This window comes from Actinoplanes sp. NPDC051513, from assembly GCF_044454685.1.
In the GTDB taxonomy this organism is placed as follows: Bacteria; Actinomycetota; Actinomycetes; order Mycobacteriales; family Micromonosporaceae; genus Actinoplanes.
Genome location: NZ_JBITDW010000001.1, coordinates 252,734 through 270,301, shown reverse-complemented (window position 1 = coordinate 270,301; position 17,568 = coordinate 252,734). Strand labels below are relative to the sequence as shown.

16 protein-coding genes are annotated in these 17,568 nt (G+C 72.9%); 10 read left to right on the top strand and 6 right to left on the bottom strand.

Translation table 11 applies throughout. The features are described 5' to 3' along the window. Window positions 1–33 precede the first annotated feature (33 nt). From rimO to ACIA5D_RS01280, 6 genes are all read left to right on the top strand, one after another. Entirely contained in the window at window positions 34–1,494 is a 1,461-nt protein-coding gene (rimO, locus tag ACIA5D_RS01305; protein WP_396027825.1) for a 30S ribosomal protein S12 methylthiotransferase RimO, read from the top strand. Then, complete coding sequence (pgsA, locus tag ACIA5D_RS01300) at window positions 1,491–2,075, top strand: CDP-diacylglycerol--glycerol-3-phosphate 3-phosphatidyltransferase (RefSeq protein ID WP_396027824.1); 585 nt, start codon at window positions 1,491–1,493, stop codon at window positions 2,073–2,075. The genes rimO and pgsA overlap by 4 nt, the downstream gene beginning before the upstream one ends. Window positions 2,076–2,084: 9 nt before the next feature. Continuing rightward, window positions 2,085–2,585, top strand: a complete 501-nt coding sequence (locus tag ACIA5D_RS01295; protein ID WP_396027823.1) for a CinA family protein — start codon at window positions 2,085–2,087, stop codon at window positions 2,583–2,585. 157 nt (window positions 2,586–2,742) lie between these two features. Continuing rightward, window positions 2,743–3,141, top strand: a complete 399-nt coding sequence (locus ACIA5D_RS01290) for a helix-turn-helix domain-containing protein (protein ID WP_396027822.1) — start codon at window positions 2,743–2,745, stop codon at window positions 3,139–3,141. 262 nt (window positions 3,142–3,403) lie between these two features. After that, a complete protein-coding gene (locus ACIA5D_RS01285) occupies window positions 3,404–4,261 on the top strand; it encodes a PspA/IM30 family protein (protein WP_396027821.1) in 858 nt (285 codons plus the stop codon). A gap of 46 nt (window positions 4,262–4,307) precedes the next feature. Then, complete coding sequence (locus ACIA5D_RS01280; protein ID WP_396027820.1) at window positions 4,308–5,075, top strand: hypothetical protein; 768 nt, start codon at window positions 4,308–4,310, stop codon at window positions 5,073–5,075. A 635-nt stretch (window positions 5,076–5,710) separates the two neighbouring features. On the opposite strand, the gene ACIA5D_RS01275 is transcribed toward ACIA5D_RS01280, so the two are convergent. The 3 genes from ACIA5D_RS01275 to ACIA5D_RS01265 form a co-directional block, all read right to left on the bottom strand. Continuing rightward, window positions 5,711–6,505, bottom strand: a complete 795-nt coding sequence (locus ACIA5D_RS01275; protein ID WP_396027819.1) for a DNA-formamidopyrimidine glycosylase family protein — start codon at window positions 6,503–6,505, stop codon at window positions 5,711–5,713. A gap of 7 nt (window positions 6,506–6,512) precedes the next feature. Continuing rightward, the gene (locus ACIA5D_RS01270; protein WP_396027818.1) at window positions 6,513–6,776 is read right to left on the bottom strand and encodes a hypothetical protein; all 264 of its coding nucleotides are present in this window, start codon (window positions 6,774–6,776) and stop codon (window positions 6,513–6,515) included. Window positions 6,777–6,881: 105 nt separating this feature from the next. Next, on the bottom strand, window positions 6,882–7,691 hold the full coding sequence (locus ACIA5D_RS01265) for an S-adenosyl-l-methionine hydroxide adenosyltransferase family protein (protein WP_396027817.1): 810 nt from the start codon (window positions 7,689–7,691) through the stop codon (window positions 6,882–6,884). Between the two features lie 84 nt (window positions 7,692–7,775). Between ACIA5D_RS01265 and ACIA5D_RS01260 the strand changes: the two genes are divergently transcribed. After that, complete coding sequence (locus ACIA5D_RS01260; protein ID WP_396027816.1) at window positions 7,776–8,702, top strand: TIGR03560 family F420-dependent LLM class oxidoreductase; 927 nt, start codon at window positions 7,776–7,778, stop codon at window positions 8,700–8,702. Here the strand turns inward: ACIA5D_RS01260 and ACIA5D_RS01255 are convergent. Beyond that, complete coding sequence (locus ACIA5D_RS01255; RefSeq protein ID WP_396027815.1) at window positions 8,699–9,472, bottom strand: NAD(P)H-binding protein; 774 nt, start codon at window positions 9,470–9,472, stop codon at window positions 8,699–8,701. The two genes, ACIA5D_RS01260 and ACIA5D_RS01255, sit on opposite strands and share 4 nt — an antisense overlap. 85 nt (window positions 9,473–9,557) lie before the next feature. Between ACIA5D_RS01255 and ACIA5D_RS01250 the strand changes: the two genes are divergently transcribed. After that, a complete protein-coding gene (locus ACIA5D_RS01250) occupies window positions 9,558–10,289 on the top strand; it encodes a helix-turn-helix domain-containing protein (RefSeq protein WP_396027814.1) in 732 nt (243 codons plus the stop codon). An 87-nt stretch (window positions 10,290–10,376) separates the two neighbouring features. Here the strand turns inward: ACIA5D_RS01250 and ACIA5D_RS01245 are convergent, their stop codons facing one another. Together ACIA5D_RS01245 and ACIA5D_RS01240 are read right to left on the bottom strand one after the other, a co-directional pair. Then, complete coding sequence (locus tag ACIA5D_RS01245) at window positions 10,377–10,925, bottom strand: GNAT family N-acetyltransferase (RefSeq protein WP_396028560.1); 549 nt, start codon at window positions 10,923–10,925, stop codon at window positions 10,377–10,379. Window positions 10,926–10,947: 22 nt separating this feature from the next. Further along, window positions 10,948–15,495: an ATP-dependent helicase gene (locus ACIA5D_RS01240; RefSeq protein WP_396028559.1), complete on the bottom strand. Its 4,548-nt coding sequence runs from the start codon at window positions 15,493–15,495 to the stop codon at window positions 10,948–10,950. 167 nt (window positions 15,496–15,662) lie between these two features. Here ACIA5D_RS01240 and ACIA5D_RS01235 point away from each other — a divergent pair, with 167 nt between their 5' ends. Both ACIA5D_RS01235 and ACIA5D_RS01230 read left to right on the top strand, forming a co-directional pair. Further along, window positions 15,663–16,517, top strand: coding sequence for a DUF4397 domain-containing protein (locus ACIA5D_RS01235; RefSeq protein WP_396027813.1), 855 nt, complete (start codon window positions 15,663–15,665; stop codon window positions 16,515–16,517). A gap of 11 nt (window positions 16,518–16,528) precedes the next feature. Next, the gene (locus tag ACIA5D_RS01230) at window positions 16,529–17,554 is read left to right on the top strand and encodes a class F sortase (protein ID WP_396027812.1); all 1,026 of its coding nucleotides are present in this window, start codon (window positions 16,529–16,531) and stop codon (window positions 17,552–17,554) included. Window positions 17,555–17,568: the final 14 nt, after the last annotated feature.

Genomic DNA, 17,568 nt, shown 5'->3' with positions numbered 1-17,568 from the left:
GGCGCCCGCCGGGCGCCCGGTAACCTTGGCGGAGTGTCGGTAACCCCTTCCCCCCGCCGTGTCGCCCTCCTCACCCTCGGCTGCGCTCGTAACGAGGTCGACTCCGAGGAGCTCGCGGCTCGTCTCGACGCCGGCGGCTGGGAGGTCAGCACCGACGCCTCCGGGGCCGACGTGGTGCTCGTCAACACGTGTGGCTTCGTCGAGAAGGCGAAGCAGGACTCCATCGAGACCCTGCTCGCCGCCGCCGACACCGGCGCCAAGGTGGTCGCGGCCGGCTGCATGGCCGAGCGGTACGGCAAGGAGCTGGCCGACAGCCTCCCCGAGGCGCAGGCCGTGCTCGGCTTCGACGACTACGCCGACATCGCCTCCCGGCTCGACGGGGTGATGGCCGGCGAGCGCTTCGACGCGCACACCCCGCGCGACCGCCGCGAGCTGCTGCCGATCACGCCGGTGCAACGCCAGTCCGCCAAGGTCGTGATCCCGGGCCACGCCACGGTCGACGAGCACACCCCCGCCCACCTGCGCACCGTGCTGCGCCGCCGGCTCGACTCCGGCCCGGTGGCCTCGCTGAAGCTGGCGAGCGGCTGCGACCGGCGCTGCTCGTTCTGCGCGATCCCGGCGTTCCGCGGCGCGTTCGTCTCCCGCGACCCGCAGGAACTGCTGGCCGAGGCCGAGTGGCTCGCCAAGTCCGGCGTGCGCGAGCTGGTGCTGGTGAGCGAGAACAGCACCTCCTACGGCAAAGACCTCGGCGACCCGCGCCTGCTCGAGAAGCTGCTGCCCCAGCTGGCCGTGGTCGACGGCATCGTCCGGGTGCGAGCCAGCTACCTGCAGCCCGCCGAGACCCGCCCCGGCCTGGTCGAGGTGATCGCCACCACGCCCGGCGTCGCGGCCTACTACGACCTCTCGTTCCAGCATTCGAGCGAGCCGGTGCTGCGCCGGATGCGCCGCTTCGGCTCGACCGAGCGCTTCCTCGAGCTGCTCGACTCGGCCCGGGCCCTCGCGCCCGCGGCCGGCGCGCGCAGCAACTTCATCGTCGGCTTCCCCGGCGAGACCCGGCAGGACGTCGACGAGCTGGTCCGGTTCCTCACCGACGCCCGGCTCGACGCGATCGGCGTCTTCGACTACAGCGACGAGGACGGCACCGAGGCGGCCGGCCTGCCCGGCAAGGTGCGGGAAGACACGATCAAGCGGCGGTACGACCGGCTGGTGTCGCTCGCCGACGAGCTGTGCGCCCAGCGGGCCGAGGAGCGTCTGGGCGCCACGGTCGAGGTGCTGGTCGACTCGATCGCCGACGGCGAGATCGAGGGCCGCGCCGAGCACCAGGCCCCCGAGGTCGACGGCTCGACCACTCTCATCTCGGGGGAAGCCGCCGTAGATCTTGCTGTCTTGCGGCCCGGTGACCTGGTGCGTGCGCGCGTGACCGCGACCGAAGGCGTCGACCTGATCGCGGTGCCGGTCGAGATGATCGACGCGGCGCCGGTGCCCCGGCCGTGACCGACGAGCCGGCCCCGGCTTCCCCGGCACGGGTGGTGTCGCTGTACAACCCGGCGAACGTGCTGACCGTGTTGCGGATCGTGCTGGTGCCGGTCTTCGTGGCCATCGTGGTCGCCTCCGGGCTCACCGGCACCGGCGCGCGGATCGCCGCCTGCCTGGTTTTCTGTCTGGCGTCGGCGACCGATTACGTCGACGGCTGGATCGCCCGCAAGTGGTCGATGGTCACCTCGTTCGGCAAGATCGCCGACCCGATCGCCGACAAGGCGCTCACCGGCACGGCGCTGATCCTGCTCTCGGCGTACGACCGGCTCCCGTGGTGGGTGACGATCGTCATCCTGGCCCGCGAGTGGGGTGTGACGGCGCTGCGCTTCTGGGTCATCCGGTACGGCGTCATCGCGGCCAGCCGCGGCGGCAAGCTCAAGACCGTGCTCCAGATCGCCGCGATCGCGTGGTACCTGTGGCCGGTGCCGGAACCGTTCGACGCGGTCGGGCCGTGGCTGATGGGCGCCGCGCTGGTCGTGACGGTGGTCACCGGCGGCGACTATCTGGTCCAGGCGTTGCGTCTCCGCCGCGATCACTAAACTCGGGGCGTGGACCTGTCGGAAGCTCGTCTCGCGGCCGCGGCCGCGGTCCATCGGCTGGTCGAGCGTTCTGAGACGCTGGCCACTGCCGAGTCGCTCACGGGTGGCCTGGTCGCAGCCACCATCGTCGAGATCCCCGGGGTGAGCGCGGTCTACCGCGGCGGTCTCGTGGTGTACGCCACCGATCTGAAGGCCTCGCTGGCCGGCGTGCCCGAGGTGCTGCTGGCCGAGCGCGGGCCGGTGGACCCGCAGGTTGCGGTGGCGCTGGCGGCCGGCTGCCGGGAGCGCTGCGGCGCCGATTGGGGCCTGGCCACGACCGGGGTGGCGGGGCCCGATCCGCAGGACGGCAAGCCGGTGGGGCTGGTCTACGTCGCCGTGGCGGGCGCGGCCGGGTCCGCCGTACGCGAGCTGAAACTCGACGGAAACCGGGCCGCCATCCGAACCGAAAGTGTGATGAGTGTTCTGAGACTCCTCTCAGACACCTTGCAAGAGACACCGAACCCGGCCTGAGCTGGGGAATGCTCCAGTGACCCCGGTTGTTGAACCGACGTCTCGCCACCGGCCCCGCCCGGAATTCGGCGGGGCGGGATGTCGGCATCGCCGGCAACGGGTACGGTTGCGGGAAGCCTCCGGCGTGTGCCGGCGGCCCGCCGCAGGAGGAGGTGCCATGGTCCTGCTACGCCGGGTTATCGGCGACGCACTTCGGGCGCGCCGGCAGGGACAGCACCGCACGCTGCGCGAGGTGTCCACCGCCGCGAATGTCAGCCTGGGGTATCTGTCCGAGATCGAGCGCGGTCAGAAAGAGGCGTCGAGCGAGCTGCTCGCCGCGATCTGCGAAGCGCTCGGCGCGCGCCTGTCCGAGGTGCTCGGCGAGGTCAGCGACACGCTGTCCTTGGCCGAAGAGATGGACGGCGTGCTCACGCCGGTCAAGCCGGCCGACGAGGCCGCCGCAGTCCGCAAGGTCGCCCGCGGGGGAGAAGTCTCCGTGTCGGTGCGCCAGGACTCGCCGCTCAAGGCGACGCTCAAAGCCACGCGCAAGCCACGGGAAGTGGTGTACGCGGCATAGCGCGTTTCACAGTCTCACCAGGGCCGGATCGCCATCGGGCGGTCCGGCCCTGCGCGTCTGGTCGTCTCCGGTACGGGATCGACCCTGACCCGGTCAGCGGCGTAGCCTCGATGCCGTGGGGGAGACCCTGATATCCCCCCGAGGTCACGTGACGCCGGTGGCGACGAGCTGTCACGATGGTGTTCACGCGCCATCGGGAGAGCACCTTTGTTTCCGGTCGGTGGCGCCGAAGACTGAGCGACATTGAGGGGATACCGCGGAGATGGCGAACCCGTTCGTCAAGGGCTGGCGTTACATGATGGCGCTCTTCGGTGCGAAGATCGACGAGTACGCCGACCCTAAGGTGCAGATCCAGCAGGCCATCGAGGACGCGCAGCGGCAGCACCAGGCCCTCGTGCAGCAGGCGGCGGCGGTCATCGGCAACCAGCGGCAGCTGGAGATGAAGCTGTCCCGCCAGATGTCCGAGGTCGAGAAGCTGCAGGGCATGGCCCGCCAGGCGCTGGTCCTCGCCGACAAGGCGCGTGCCGACGGCAACGAGTCCGAGGCGCAGAAGTACGAGTCGACCGCGCAGACGCTCGCCACCCAGCTGGTCTCGGGCGAGCAGTCGATGGAAGACCTCAAGACCCTGCACGACCAGGCCCTCGGCGCGGCCGGCCAGGCCCGCAAGGCGGTGGAGAACAACGCGATGGTGCTCCAGCAGCGCATCGCCGAGCGCTCCCGGCTGCTCAGCCAGCTCGAGCAGGCCAAGATGCAGGAGACGGTGGCCAAGTCGCTCGAGTCGATGTCGTCGCTCGCCGCGCCCGGCAACACGCCGTCGCTCGACGAGGTCCGCGACAAGATCGAGCAGCGGTACGCGAACGCCATGGGCCGCGCCGAGCTCGCGTCGAACTCGGTCGAGGGCCGCATGCTCGAGGTGCAGAAGTCCAGTCTCGACCTGGCGGGCTCGTCCCGGCTCGAGCAGATCCGGGCCAGCATGGCCGGTGAGAAGCTCGCGGCCGCGCCGCAGCAGCCGGCCGTCGAGCAGGCCCCGCCGGCCTCCGACCCGGCCAGCGTCGCCCGGCTCGACGAGATCCGCGCCAGCATGAACCAGAAGCGGGGCGACACGACCGCGGCCGGCTGAGCCGTTTCGGCTGAGCCGGCTTTTCGGCGAAGGGGGAGGACCGGCGGTGGACGAGCGGACCAGGTATTTCCGGCGGCTCAAGCGGCTGCGCAGCTCGGCGCGGCGGTGGAGCGTGCTGGGCGGCGGCCTGGTCGCGGCCACCGCGGTCCTCACTCCGTACTCGGGGATAGGCATCGTCGACGCGATCTGGGCCGGCGCGGCCGGTTCCTCGGTCGCGCTCGCCTGGTGGCGGTGGAGCGACCACCGCGCGCTGGCCGCCATCCCGCCGCCGCCCCCGCCCGACCCGGCGCTCGCCGGCCAGCGGCTGACCGCGGCGATCGAGCGCTTCCCGGCCGGCCGCACGATGATGAACGAGATGCGCCGTCAGAAGAACCGCCACGCCCTGCGCGGCTCGGCGATCACCCAGGCCTGGGACCGGCTCGACCGCGCGTCGGCCACGCTCAGCGTGCTGTCCGGCCGGCTAACCGGCCAGGGGGAGGCGGCCGTCCTCGAGGCGGCGGTGGCCGAGCAGTGGCTGCGCGACCTCGGCCAGCGGGTGGCGAGCGTCGAGCGGGCCATCCCGCTCAGCCCGCCCGGCGACCGGCGAACTTCGATCGAGCAGTCCCACGCGAGCCTCGCCCAGCAGTTCACCGAGGGCGTCACGGCCTACGAGCGGCTGGTTGCCGCCGCGGCGAGCTACGTCGCCGAGGACGGCCACCCGATGACCGACGGGCAGCACCCGGCGTTCGCCGGCCTGGTCGACGCGACCGACCGGCTGCGCGGCCTCGCCGAGGGCCTGGCCGAGCTGAAGCGCCCGCCGGCCACCTCGATCTAGACACCTGTCTGGGTGAGGGTGGGCTGGCCCGCCTCGGGGTGGTGCGGCCTGTTGCGGTGAGGCGTCGGCAGGGCGTGGGCGCGCCGTGGCCCGGGGTCGTGCATGGTCAACGTGAGTGCGGCCCGTCGCGGTCATCGGTGGTAGCCGTCTTCGGCGCCGGCTTCGAGCTCGGCTCGCCCCGGCTGCCGCGCCCTGGTGCACAGATCTTGATAAGTGGCGGTTCGCCGCGAACGGAAACTCATCAGCGCTGGCCGTCCTCGATCAACAGCCGGTCGATATAAGCGGATATTCCCGTCGCTCGGCCGGGATCCTTCCCGCACCGTAGGCCACCCGCCCACCGACCGGGACACCCCGCCAGCCCGTGGGAGCGCGTCCCACCAACTGACCGCAACCACCACATCGCGGGATCCCCGAGGCTCAGCGCGACGGGCCGGACCCACCGCACCCACCCCCGGCCCCCGGCCATGGCACGCCCCGCCCAGCCACTGATCACCGCAAGATTTTTGGATCACCCGGCGGCCCACAGACCTCCCCCGCCCCGCACCTCTGGGTGGGGACGAGTAGAACAGCTGGGTACGACAATCTCGGGCCGTCGTCCACAGGCGGCGGCCGACGACCCCGACACCGGATGGTCTCTAATCCGTCGGCTCGGGTTGGCAGCGCGGGCACCAGTAGGTGACGCGCTCGTCCTGTTCGGCCCGGCGAATCGCGGCGCCGCAGCGGCGGCAGGGTTGGGCGCGTCGGCCGTACACATAGGTGGTTTCCCCGCGCCGCAGCGAGCCGGTCGTGGTCTGGGTCCAGCGGCCCTTGTTCGAAGCGACCAGCTTCTGCGCCAGGGTGACCACGCCGTCGACGTCGGGGACCCGGGCGATCGGAGTCCAGGGCCAGAGTCCACGCAGGAACATCGTCTCGGCCTTGTAGAGGTTGCCGACGCCGGCGAGGTTGCGCTGGTCGAGCAGGGCCTCGGCGATCGTGGCCTCGGGTCTGGCCGCTATGCGCTGCGCGGCCTCGGCCGGGTCCCAGTCGTCGCCGAGCAGATCGGGCCCGAGATGGCCGACCAGGGTCTGTTCGTCGGCGGTGGGCACCACGGCGACGTCGTGCAGGTGGTAGCCGACGGCCACCGAGCGCGCGGTGCGCAGCACGACCCGGATCAGGTGGGCGGGCCGGCCGGACCAGCGCTCGCCCGGCGCGTAGGCCCGCCACGCGCCGTCCATCCGCAGGTGGGAGTGCAGGGTCAGCGGTTTCTCGCCGTCTCGGGCGAGCCGCAGCAGCAGGTGCTTGCCGCGGCTGGCCGACTCGGCGACGGTCCACCCGCTCAGATCGGCGGCGGCGAGCCGCGGCACCCGGAAGTCGCTTCCGGTCAGGACGTCGCCGACCAGCGCGCGCTCGAGCACCCGGGCCGTGTTCCAGACGGTGTCACCCTCGGGCATGGCTCCATCATTCCGCGCCGGCGTCGAGCAGCGCGATCATGGCAACCCGATCCGCCTCCCGGCGCACGGCGGCGGCCAGCGTCGTGCCGTCGTCGTCCCGGCCCAGCAGGAGCAGGGCGAGCGCCCCGGCGAGCAGGCAGCCCAGCGTGTTGCCGACGTCGTCCTCCTCCTCGAACAGGCGCACCGCCGCCCGCAGCGCGCCGCGCGGGACCGGACCCAGCGCCGGGAAGCGGTTGTCGAGCATGTCGGCGAGCTCGCCGAGTCCGAGCACCCGGCAGCGGGCCGCGGCCAGCTCCGGGGCGAGCGGGATGCCGTCGAGGGCGCGCCTTCTTGGTGAACGAACTTATCGGTCATATCGCGATTTGTTGCGGCATGGCTAGCGGCGGTCGGCGCTTTCCGTTCGTTCCGCGATCCTGATCATGTCGCCCGGGCGGACCGAGAGGACGACCACGGCGCGGCCGTTGTTCACGGCGATCGCCACGCGGCCGGCCGAATCTTCGTACACCAGCAGGTCACCGCGCTCGACGTCGGCGAACGTCGTGCCGCGCCGGGCCCGGACCGAGCCGTTGACGGTGAGCTCGTGGCCGAGGCCGGCCAGCACGTCTCCGCCGGCGGCCAGCTGCACGTTGCCGAAGCGGTCGATCGTGCCGACCTCGGACTCGATCCAGCCGTCGCCGACCGTGACGACCGGGTCGGGCAGCCGGATCAGGTCGGCCGGGTCGATCGCGGGGCCGGCATCGACCAGGTTTGCGCCGAGCGCGAGGTGGGCGGCGGCCGGGGAGAAGACGTCGCGGCCGTGGAAGGTACGTGAGACGTCGCCGAGCAGCCAGTCTTTGTTCGCGAGCTCGAAGGCGCGGTCGACACCGCCGAGCGCGTCGGCCGCCCAGATCAGCAGGCCGTTGTCGGGCCCGACCAGCAGGCCGTGCGGCGTCTCGAGGACCAGCCCGCGCCGGGCCGTGCCGACGCCCGGGTCGACCACCGCGACGTGCACCGCCGCCGGCAGGTAGGGCGCGGTCTGCGCGAGCACTGCGGCGCCGCGGGTCACGTCGGCCGGCGGCACGTGGTGGGTCACGTCGATGACGCGTACGGCGGGGGCGATGCGCGCGATCGTCCCCTGGCACGCCGCGACGAACCCGTCGAACGTTCCGTAGTCGGTGGTGAGGCTGATCCATTCATATCCGGCCATGGTGGCCAACGTTACTGCCCCGCCACGCTTCGTGTGTGACAGCCCCGACTGGGCGCGCCGGATGACATCTGGCAGTTTTGAGTCATGCGTCTTGTGATCTTCACCGAGCCCCAGCAGGGGGCCACCCACGGCGACCTCGTCAAGGTCGCGCAGACCGCCGAGGCGGCCGGCTTCGACGGCTTCTTCCGCTCCGACCACTACGTCGCGATGGGCGCGCCGGGCGAGCCGGGCCCCACCGACGCCTGGGTCACGCTGGGCGCGCTGGCCGTGCAGACGTCCCGCATCCGGCTCGGCACGCTGGTCACGTCGGCCACGTTCCGGCTGCCCGGGCCGCTGGCTATCGCGGTGGCGCAGGTCGACGAGATGAGCGGCGGGCGGGTCGAGCTCGGCCTGGGCGGCGGGTGGTTCGAGCGGGAGCACACCGCGTACGGCATCCCGTTCCCGACCGTCGGCGAGCGCTTCGACCGGCTCGAGGAGCAGCTCGAGGTCGTCACCGGGCTGTGGTCGACGCCGGCGGGCCGGTCGTTCGACTTCCCGGGCAAGCACTACCAGCTGATCGACTCGCCGGCGCTGCCGAAGCCCGTGCAGTCGCCGCGCCCGCCGGTGATCGTCGGCGGACACGGCAAGAAGCGCACGCCGGCGCTCGCGGCCCGCTTCGCCGACGAGTTCAACGTCCCGTTCGCCAAGATCGAAGACGTGGCGCCGACGTTCGAGCGGGTCCGCCGGGCCGGCGCGGAGATCGGGCGGGAGACGCCCCCGGCGTTCTCGGCGGCCGCCGTGCTCTGCGTGGGCCGCGACGACGCGGAGGTGCGGCGCCGTGCCGCGGCCATCGGCCGCGAGGTCGAGGAGATGCGCGAGAACGGCGGCATCGTGGGCACGCCCGGCGAGGCGGTCGAGGCCATCCAGAGGTACGCGGAGGCCGGCGCGACCCGCCTCTTCCTGCAGACGCTGGACCTCGCCGACCTCGACCACATCGAGCTGGTCGCCTCCGCGGTGGCTCCGCAGGTCTAGAAGTTCTTCTCGGCCCAGGCCCGGTACGTCCCGGGCCCGCGGCCGAGGACCTTCTCCACGTCGTCGGTGACGATCGCATTGCCGCCGGCGCGGACGAGAAGAGCGCCGGCGAGGGCCATGTCGGCGATCTCGGCCGGGAAATGCTCCCGGGCGGGCGGGATGTCAACCGTGGTGATCGTGGTTCCCGTCACGGCGCTGAGATGAGCCGCCTGCTCGGGAACGCTGAGCAGCTCAGGGCCGGTGAGGGTGTAGATCCGGCCGTCGTGCGCCGTCGTGGTCAGCGCCTCGACGGCCACCGCGGCCACGTCGGCGGGGTCGACGATGCCCTGGCGGCCCTCGCCGAAGATGTTGGGGATCGTTCGCCGGGCGCGAATGTCGTCGCGCCACGCGAGGGTGTTCGAGGCGAACGTCGTCGGGCGCAGGATCGTCCAGGACAGGCCGCTCGCCTGGACCGCCTCCTCGCCGGGCCGGTGCCAGATGTTCAGGCCGGCCTCCGGGGTCGCGATCGCCGACAGCTTGACCACGCGCTCGGCGCCGGCCTCGATCGCCCGGCCGAGAAGCGCCCGGTCGATGCCGGGGATGGCCGGTCCGGCCGGCGCGAGCAGGAAGACGGCACTCGCCTTGCGGATCTCCGTGGTAACCGTGAGACCCGGCCGTGGCTCGATCCGTGCGGGGTCGCGGGTCAGCGCGGTCACCTCTTCGCCCCGCGCGAGCAACTGCCCGACCAGGGCAGATCCGATGGTGCCGGTGGCGCCGGTTACGAGAATCATTCCTCGAGACTTGCGGCTTCCCGGCCGTGGGTCTTGGAGGTTTCGGCAGTGCGGTGCACGGCGTCACCGGGCTAGCGTGGGCGTCGTGGAGGTTGAGGTGATCGAGGCGGCCGGCCAGGGCACGTTCGTGCACAAGCCCGAGGTGGCCACCGTGGTCGCCTTCCGCACCGCCCCCGATCGGCGCAGCGATCTCATCGTGGTGGGCCCGCGCACCCGGGGCAGCTACAACCCGGACAAGGCGCTGCCCGTATGCATCCGGTTGCGGCTTCGGCCGGGTCATGCCCGCGCGCTGCTCGGCGTGCCGGCCGACGAGCTCGTCGACCGGACCGTGCCGCTGACCGATCTGTGGGGCCGCGCCGCGCGCGAGTTGACCGAGCGGATGGCGGCGGCCGGCGACGACATCGGTCTCGCAGTCGAGCGGCTGGCCGAAGGGTTTCGCCCGGGACCGGGCAATCCGCTCGTGACCACGGCGACGCGGGCGATCTCGCGGCCGGGTGCCCGACTGTCCGAGGTGGCCGATCGGCTCGGCGTCAGTGAGCGCCATCTGCGTAATCTCTTCGCCCGCGAGGTCGGCCTGTCGCCCAAGCATTACGCCCGCATCAGCCGCGTGCGCACGGTGCTCGACCTGGCCGGCAGCCGGCCGTGGGCCGAGGTCGCGTCGCGGGCCGGCTTCTTCGACCAGGCCCACATGATCGGCGACTTCCGCTCGATGATGGGGGTGTCGCCGGGGGCGTTCCTCGCGGGACGCCTCCCGGCGGTCACTCCGTGCGGCGGCTACGCCACGTCGATGAGCAGCCCACGCCGCGACATCCCTTGAGGATCAAGAGCAACCGCGCCGGCGCCGAGGAGCCGAGCCGTGCGCAACAGGGATCGTGATCGGAAACTCACGGGGAACGACGAATGGTCACCAGACGTCGCCGTGCCGCCAGTCGCAGGCCAGCGTGCCGGTGCGGCGCAGCTCGGCGCCGCCCGCGACGACCCGCACGAACGTGCTGTCGTCGTCCTCCTCGGTGCGGGTCAGGCCGTCCGGCGCGAGCACGAACGTCGAACCCTGCCAGGGCAGCCAGCCCCGATGCAGGTAGAGGCCGCGGCCGGCGTGTGCGGCGGAGAGCGCGCCCAGGTCGTACCCGTGGTCGACGATCCGCTCGGCCTCGGTCATCACGGTCGCCGCGTAGCCCTGCCCGCGCCGGCCCGGGTGCACGGCGACGGCCTCGACGTAGCCGCCGCGCCAGGAGCGGTCGGCGTGCAGGAAGCGGCGCTGCACCACGGCGGCGTGCGCGATCGGCTCGCCGCGCTCGAGGATCAGCACGTGCAGGCCGCCGAGGGCATGGTCGAAGTCGTCGTCGTCGAAGTTGCCGACGAACGCCAGGTCGAGGAGCTTGCGGATCGCCGATCGCTCGGCGGTGGTCAGGTCGGCCGTGGCGACCGTCCGGGTTTCAGGCACTGGCCCAATCTACGTTCGCTCCCGCGCGTTCTCAGCCGCGCAGGCGCAACCCCCTCGGTGTCGCGCGGAAGCCGGCCGTCGTCAGAGCGTCGCGCAGCGGTGAGGCGTGGACCGAATCGCCGTCGGCGCGTTCGACGGACATCGGGCCGAGGGCGCCCGAGCGAACCGCATCGGCCAGGGCCCGGCCGGCGGCGATCAATGTCTCGGGGTCGTCGGTGAAGCTCAGCAGGGTGCGGCCGCCACGTTCCACATAGAGCACCAGGTCGCCCGACACCTGGATGACCAGGGCGCCCGCCTTGCGCCCCGGACGGTGGCCGGCCCGGGTGGTGGGCTCGCCGTCGCCGCTGTCGACTATGCGGTCGGGCCACGGCAGGGCCGCGCCGTAGGGGTTCGCCGGGTCGGTGGCGGCCAGAACCTGAGCCTGGGACGCGCGGCGGGACAGCTCGTCGGGGTCGGCCAGGGCGCGCAGCCGGTCGACCGCGCCGGGCACCGCGAACTGGGCCGCGCCCAAGCCCTCGACGAAGTAGCCGCGGCGGGCGGCGCCACGCTCCTCCAGGGCGCCGAGCACCGGATAGACCGCCGCGAAGCCGCCGGTCACCCCCTCGGCCATCACCGCGCCCCGGGTCACCACGCCGTGCCGCTCGAGCAGCAGGTCGGCCAGGGCGGCCGCGCGGCGGGTCGGGTCGAGGTCGCGGTCGGGCAGGCGGGACCAGCGGCCGGCCATGTTGGGCGGGCCGCCGCGGGCGGGCATCGCCGGGCGTCCCAGGCTGCCCGGCCGGCCGGGTCGGCGGTAGCGCGCGCGGGCCGGCGCGGCCTTGGCCTTGTGAGCGCCGCTCCCGCCGAGCAGGGCGCGCAGCGGGGCGAGCGTGTCGTTGGTCAGGTGGCCGGCCCACACCAGGTCCCACACCGCGGCCGCCAGCTCGGTGTCGTCGGTGGCGCCGATGCGGTCGGAGAGGTTGCGGAAGAACAGCGCCTGGCTGTCGACGAGCGCCTCGAGGACGCGCTGGTGCAACGGGGTGAGCGCGAGCTCGTCGTCGGGCGGCGGCAGCAGCAGCGGGGCGCTGTCGGCCCAGGCCAGCGTGACCCAGCCGTCGTTGCCGCCGATCGAGCCCGAGCCGGCCCAGAGCACCTCGCCGCCGGCGCACAGCTCGTCGAGCTGCGGCGGCGCGTAGTCGGCGACCCGGGCCGGCAGCACCAGCCTTTCCCACGCCGAGGCCGGCACCGCGATGCCCTGGAGCTGCTCGATCGAGGCGGCCACCGCGTCGATGCCGCGGGCGTTGCCGCCGATCTGGTGCCAGCGGGGCAGGAACGCGGCCAGCACCCGGGCCGGCACCGGCTCGATCTCGCGGCGCAGCGCGGCCAGCGACCGGCGGCGCAGCATGCGCAGCACCTCGCTGTCGCACCACTCGCTGCCGGCGCCGCCGGGGGTGAACTCGCCCGACGCGACGCGGCCGGTCGCGGCGAGTCGCTTGAGCGCCTGCTCGACGACGAAAACGCCGAGCCCGAACCGGGCCGCGCAGGTCGCCGCCGCGAACGGGCCGTGCGTGCGGGCATAGCGGGCGACGAGGTCGCCGAGCGGGTCGGCCACCGGCGACAGGTACGCCTCGGGCAACCCGACCGGGAGCGCCACGCCGAGCGCGTCGCGGTAGCGGCCGGCGTCGTCGATGCCTATCCAGCGCTCCTCGCCGGCCACCCGCACCCGGATCGCCCGCCGGGCCGCCTCGAGCTCGATGAGCCATGCCTCGTCGACGCCGCGCAGCGCCAGCTCGGCCGGGGAGAGGTCGCCGAGCAGGCGCAGCAGCTCGGCCGCGTCTTCGGCGTCGCGCGGCTGCCGGCGGCTGGTCAGCCACTGGAGCTGGGTCTCGGTCTCGGCGACCACCGCGGGGTCGAGCAGCTCGCGCAGGTCGACCCGGCCGAGCAGCTCGCCGAGCAGCGTCGAGTCGAGCGCGAGCGCCGCGGCCCGCCGCTCGGCGAGGGGCGCGTCGCCCTCGTAGAGGAACGCGCCCACGTACCCGAAGAGCAGCGACCGGGCGAACGGCGACGGCCGCGGCGTCTCGACCTCGACGAGCCGCACCTTGCGCCCGGCCACCTCGCGCATCAGGCCGACCAGGCCGGGCACGTCGAAGACGTCCTGAAGGCACTCGCGGGCCGCCTCGAGCGTGACCGGGAAGTCGGCGAACTCGCGGGCGACGTCGAGTAGTTGGGCGGCGCGCTGGCGCTGCTGCCAGAGCGGCTGGCGGCGGCGCGGATCGCGGCGGGGCAGCAACAGCGACCGGGCCGCGCACTCCCGGAACCGGGACGCGAACAGCGCCGACGCGCCGACCGACTCTTCCACCAGCTGAGCGATCTCTTCGGGGTCGAACGCCACCAGCTCGGCGCCGGGCGGTTCCTCGGCTGTGTCGGGCAGCCGCACCACGATGCCGTCGTCGGAGGGCATGACCTGACCGTCCACGCCGTACCGCTCGGAGAGGCGGCGGGCGATCGCGAGCGACCACGGCGCGTTGACCCGGGCGCCGAGCACGCAGTGCACGGTCATCCGCCAGTCGCCGAGCTCGTCGCGGAAGCGCTCGACCAGGATCGTGCGGTCGTCGGGCAGGTGGCGGGTCGCCTCGCGCTGCTCACCGAGGTACGCCACCAGGTTGCCGGCGGCCCACTCGTCGAGCCCGGCGTCGCGCAGCGTGGCGGTGGCCGCCTCGTCGCCGGCCTTGACCAGCGAGCGCAGCTGCTTGCCGATGGCGCGGCCCAGCTCGATCGGGCGGCCGAGGCTGTCGCCCTTCCAGAACGGCATGCGGGCCGGGGCGCCGGGCGCGGGGGAGACCAGCACCCGGTCGGGGGTGATGTCCTCGATGCGCCAGGAGGTCGAGCCGAGCAGGAAGACGTCGCCGACGCGCGACTCGTACACCATCTCTTCGTCGAGCTCGCCCACCCGCGACGCGCGCTCGGCGCCGGCCAGGAACACGCCGAACATGCCGCGGTCGGGGATGGTGCCGCCGCTGGTGACGGCGAGCCGCTGCGCGCCGGGGCGGCCGGTCAGCACGTCGGCGCCGCGGTCCCACACCAGGCGCGGGCGCAGCTCGGCGAAGGCGGTCGACGGGTAGCGGCCGGAGAGCATGTCGAGCACCGCGTGCAGGGCCGACTCGGGCAGCTCGCCGAAGGGCGCGGCCCGGCGCACCAGCGCGGCCAGCTCGTCGACCTGCCACGCGTCGAGCGCGACCATCGCCACGATCTGCTGGGCCAGCACGTCGAGCGGGTTGCGCGGGTAGTGCAGCTCCTCGATCGCGCCGGCGCTCATCCGCTCGGCCACCACGGCGCAGGAGACCAGGTCGCCGCGGTGCTTGGGGAAGACGACGCCGCGCGAGACCGCGCCGACCTGGTGGCCGGCCCGGCCGATGCGCTGCAGGCCCGCCGCGACCGAGGGCGGCGCCTCGATCTGCACGACGAGGTCGACCGCGCCCATGTCGATGCCGAGCTCGAGGCTGGAGGTGGCGACCACGGCCGGCAGGCGGCCGGATTTCAGCGCTTCCTCGATCTGTTTGCGTTCCTCGCGGGAGACGCTGCCGTGGTGGGCGCGGGCCACCACGGGCGGGGCGCCGCCGGCCTGCCCGGACTGCGCCATGACCTCGGCGGGCGACCGCGCCGGGACCGGCAGCACCTCGCCGGCCCGCTCGGCGGCGAGCTCGTTGATGCGGGCGCAGAGCCGCTCGGCGCCGCGCCGCGAGTTGGTGAAGACGATCGTCGAGCGGTGTTCCTGGATGAGGTCGAGCACCCTTTCCTCGACCGCGGGCCAGATCGACGGGGTACGCCGGTTGCCGTCGGGATCGTCGAGGCCATCTTCCGGCGCCTCGTCGAGGCGGGTCATGTCTTCGACCGGGACCTCGACGGACACCTCGATGGTCTTGGCGCTGGGCGGCTGGACGATCGTGACGTCTTGCGCGCCGCCGAGGAAGCGGGCGGTCTCGTCGATCGGGCGGACCGTGGCGGACAGGCCGATGCGCTGCGCGGGGCGGGGCAGCAGCGCGTCGAGCCGCTCGAGCGACAGCGCCAGGTGAGCGCCGCGCTTGGTGGCGGCGACCGCATGCACCTCGTCGACGATCACCGTCTCGACGCCGCGCAGCGACTCGCGCGCGGCCGAGGTGAGCAGCAGGAACAGCGACTCGGGCGTGGTGATCAGGATGTCGGGCGGGGTGCGGGTGAACAGGCGCCGCTCGTCGGCCGGGGTGTCACCCGTGCGCATGCCGACCGTGATGTCGGGCGGCGGGATGCCGAGCCGGCCGGACGCCTGGCGGATGCCGGTGAGCGGGGCGCGCAGGTTGCGCTCGACGTCGACCGCGAGGGCCTTGAGCGGACTCACGTAGAGGACGCGGCAGCGGTGTTTCGGATCTTTGGGCGCGGGTTCGTGGGCCAGCCGGTCGAGCGACCAGAGGAACGCGGCGAGCGTCTTGCCGGAGCCGGTCGGGGCGACCACCAGCGCGTTGCGGCGATCGCCGATCGCCTGCCACGCGCCGGCCTGGGCGGCGGTGGGCGCGGCGAAGGCCGCCGTGAACCACTCCCTGGTGGCCAGGCCGAAATCGTCCAGCACGTCTCGCACCCGACCATCCTCTCTCGGGGGTACGACAAAAAGTCGCGCAGGGATGACCGTCTATCGAGCTTTACTGACACAGCGGACCATGGTGGGGTCGGTGAGCGAGGCATATACAGATCAGCACCTGAGAGACACAAGAGGCCCCCACCCCGACAGGAGGCTCCGTGTTCATCCGCGCACCACATGTCCGGCGCCTCGGCAGCGCCGCCACGGTTCTCGCCGCGGTCGCCGTCGTCGCCCTCTTCGCTTCGCCCGCCCGCGCGGCCGGTGACGGCTACGTACGTCTCGCCCACCTTTCTCCCGACACCCCGGCGGTGGACGTCTACCTTCGCTCCACCTCCAACACGATCAAGCCGCAGACGTTCAAGGCGGTCGGCTACGGCGACATGTCGGCCTATCTGCGGCTGCCGACGGGCACCTACCAGGTCGCCATGCGCAAGGCCGGCGCGCCGGCGACCAGCGCGCCGGTGCTCACCACCCAGGTCGGCGTCGAGAACGGCGCCGCCTACACGGTGGCCGGCGTGGGCCGCTTCGCCGACCTCGGGCTGCGCGTGATCGAGGACGACCTCAAGCTCCCCGACCCGGGCAAGTCCAAGGTCCGGATCATCCAGGCCTCGGTCAAGGCACCGGTCCTGGACGTCACCAGCCCGAACGGCAACAAGATCGCCGGCGGCGTCGAGTTCGCGACCACCACCGACTACCGGGAGGTCAGCCCCGGCAAGTGGACCGTCGAGGTGGTGCCGACCGGCGGCGGCAAGACCAGCACGCTGCCGTGCACACTCGGTGCGGGCAGCGTGTATTCGCTGCTCGTGCTGGACGACACCAGCGGTGGCCTGAAACCCGAGCTGCACGTGGACGCCGAACGGCAGGGCACCGTCCCGCTGGGCGGCGTGGCCACCGGCGACGGCGGCAGCCAGCCGGCCTCGCCCATGCCGATGGCGCTGCTGCTCGCGGGCGTCGCGGCCGTGCTCACCGGCGGTCTCGTCGTGGTGCTCCGGCGCCGCCTCCGGGCCGCCTGAGGTTTCACGCCATGGCCGACGGGATGGACGACGAGACGGTCCACGCCGTGGGCGTGGCGGCGGTGCCGGGTGCGCTTTCCGTGCCCCGGCGCCCGCCGCCGGCGCGGCCGATCCCGCCGCCGCCCGTCCTGTTCGAGGCGCCGGTCAAGGAACTGTTCGAGGCACTGGCCAACGAGAGGGCAGCCAACGAGAGGGCAGCCAACGAGAGGGCAGCCAACGAGAGGGCAGCCAACGAGAGGGCAGCCAACGAGAAGGCGGCCGGAAACAGGGAAAAGCCGCCGCCGATCCGCGCACCCGCACCCACCACCGCTCCAACGGACGAAAACGCCGAATCCGGCGATAGACCCCGAAAACCCGTACGAAATAGGGGTTTTCTGAAACGTCTCGGACGCCGCGCCGCGCTGCCCGCCCTGGCCGCCGCTTTGGCCGCGTTTGTCGTCGGCACCACCTATGTCGCTCTTGCCACCCGTACCACCGAGGCACGCGACCCAGAAACCAGCCCTGACTTGGGCAGATGGGCAGCTACGGGACAGGCGGTCCAGGGCGCCGGCAACGCCGCCCGGTCGGCGGGCGATCCCTTCGGGAGCGCTGATGTGGTCGCCAGCGGCGTGCCGACCCGGGTTCGTATCGGCGCGATCGGCCTCGACAGCGGGCTGGAGACGCTGCGCATAACCAAGAACGCGCTCCAGCCGCCGAAGCGATTCGACCGTGCGGGCTGGTATGCCGACGGGACCATTCCGGGCGACGTGGGGCCGGCTGTGATCGCGGGGCATGTCGACTCGAAGGCGGGGCCGGCGGTGTTCTACCGGCTGCGCGAGCTCACCGTGGGAGACCGGATCGACGTGGTGCGCGGCGGTCAGGTCGTAAGTTTCGTCGTCACCCGGACGGCGTGGTACCCGAAGAGCGCGTTTCCGACCGAGGAGGTGTACGGCCCCACTCCCGACCGTCAGCTCCGGCTGATCACGTGTGGCGGCGTCTTCGATCACCGGCTGCGTTCCTACAAGGACAACCTCGTGGTCTACGCGGTGGCCGGGTGATCGCCGTTCCGCTG

Excerpts from the sequence above, each read along its gene's own strand:
- ACIA5D_RS01230 (WP_396027812.1), top strand. The coding sequence starts at position 16,529 with ATGGCCGACGGGATGGACGACGAGACGGTCCACGCCGTGGGCGTGGCG.
- ACIA5D_RS01265 (WP_396027817.1), bottom strand. The coding sequence starts at position 7,691 with ATGGCCGGATATGAATGGATCAGCCTCACCACCGACTACGGAACGTTC.
- ACIA5D_RS01290 (WP_396027822.1), top strand. The coding sequence starts at position 2,743 with ATGGTCCTGCTACGCCGGGTTATCGGCGACGCACTTCGGGCGCGCCGG.
- ACIA5D_RS01255 (WP_396027815.1), bottom strand. The coding sequence starts at position 9,472 with ATGATTCTCGTAACCGGCGCCACCGGCACCATCGGATCTGCCCTGGTC.
- ACIA5D_RS01275 (WP_396027819.1), bottom strand. The coding sequence starts at position 6,505 with ATGCCCGAGGGTGACACCGTCTGGAACACGGCCCGGGTGCTCGAGCGC.
- ACIA5D_RS01260 (WP_396027816.1), top strand. The coding sequence starts at position 7,776 with ATGCGTCTTGTGATCTTCACCGAGCCCCAGCAGGGGGCCACCCACGGC.
- ACIA5D_RS01285 (WP_396027821.1), top strand. The coding sequence starts at position 3,404 with ATGGCGAACCCGTTCGTCAAGGGCTGGCGTTACATGATGGCGCTCTTC.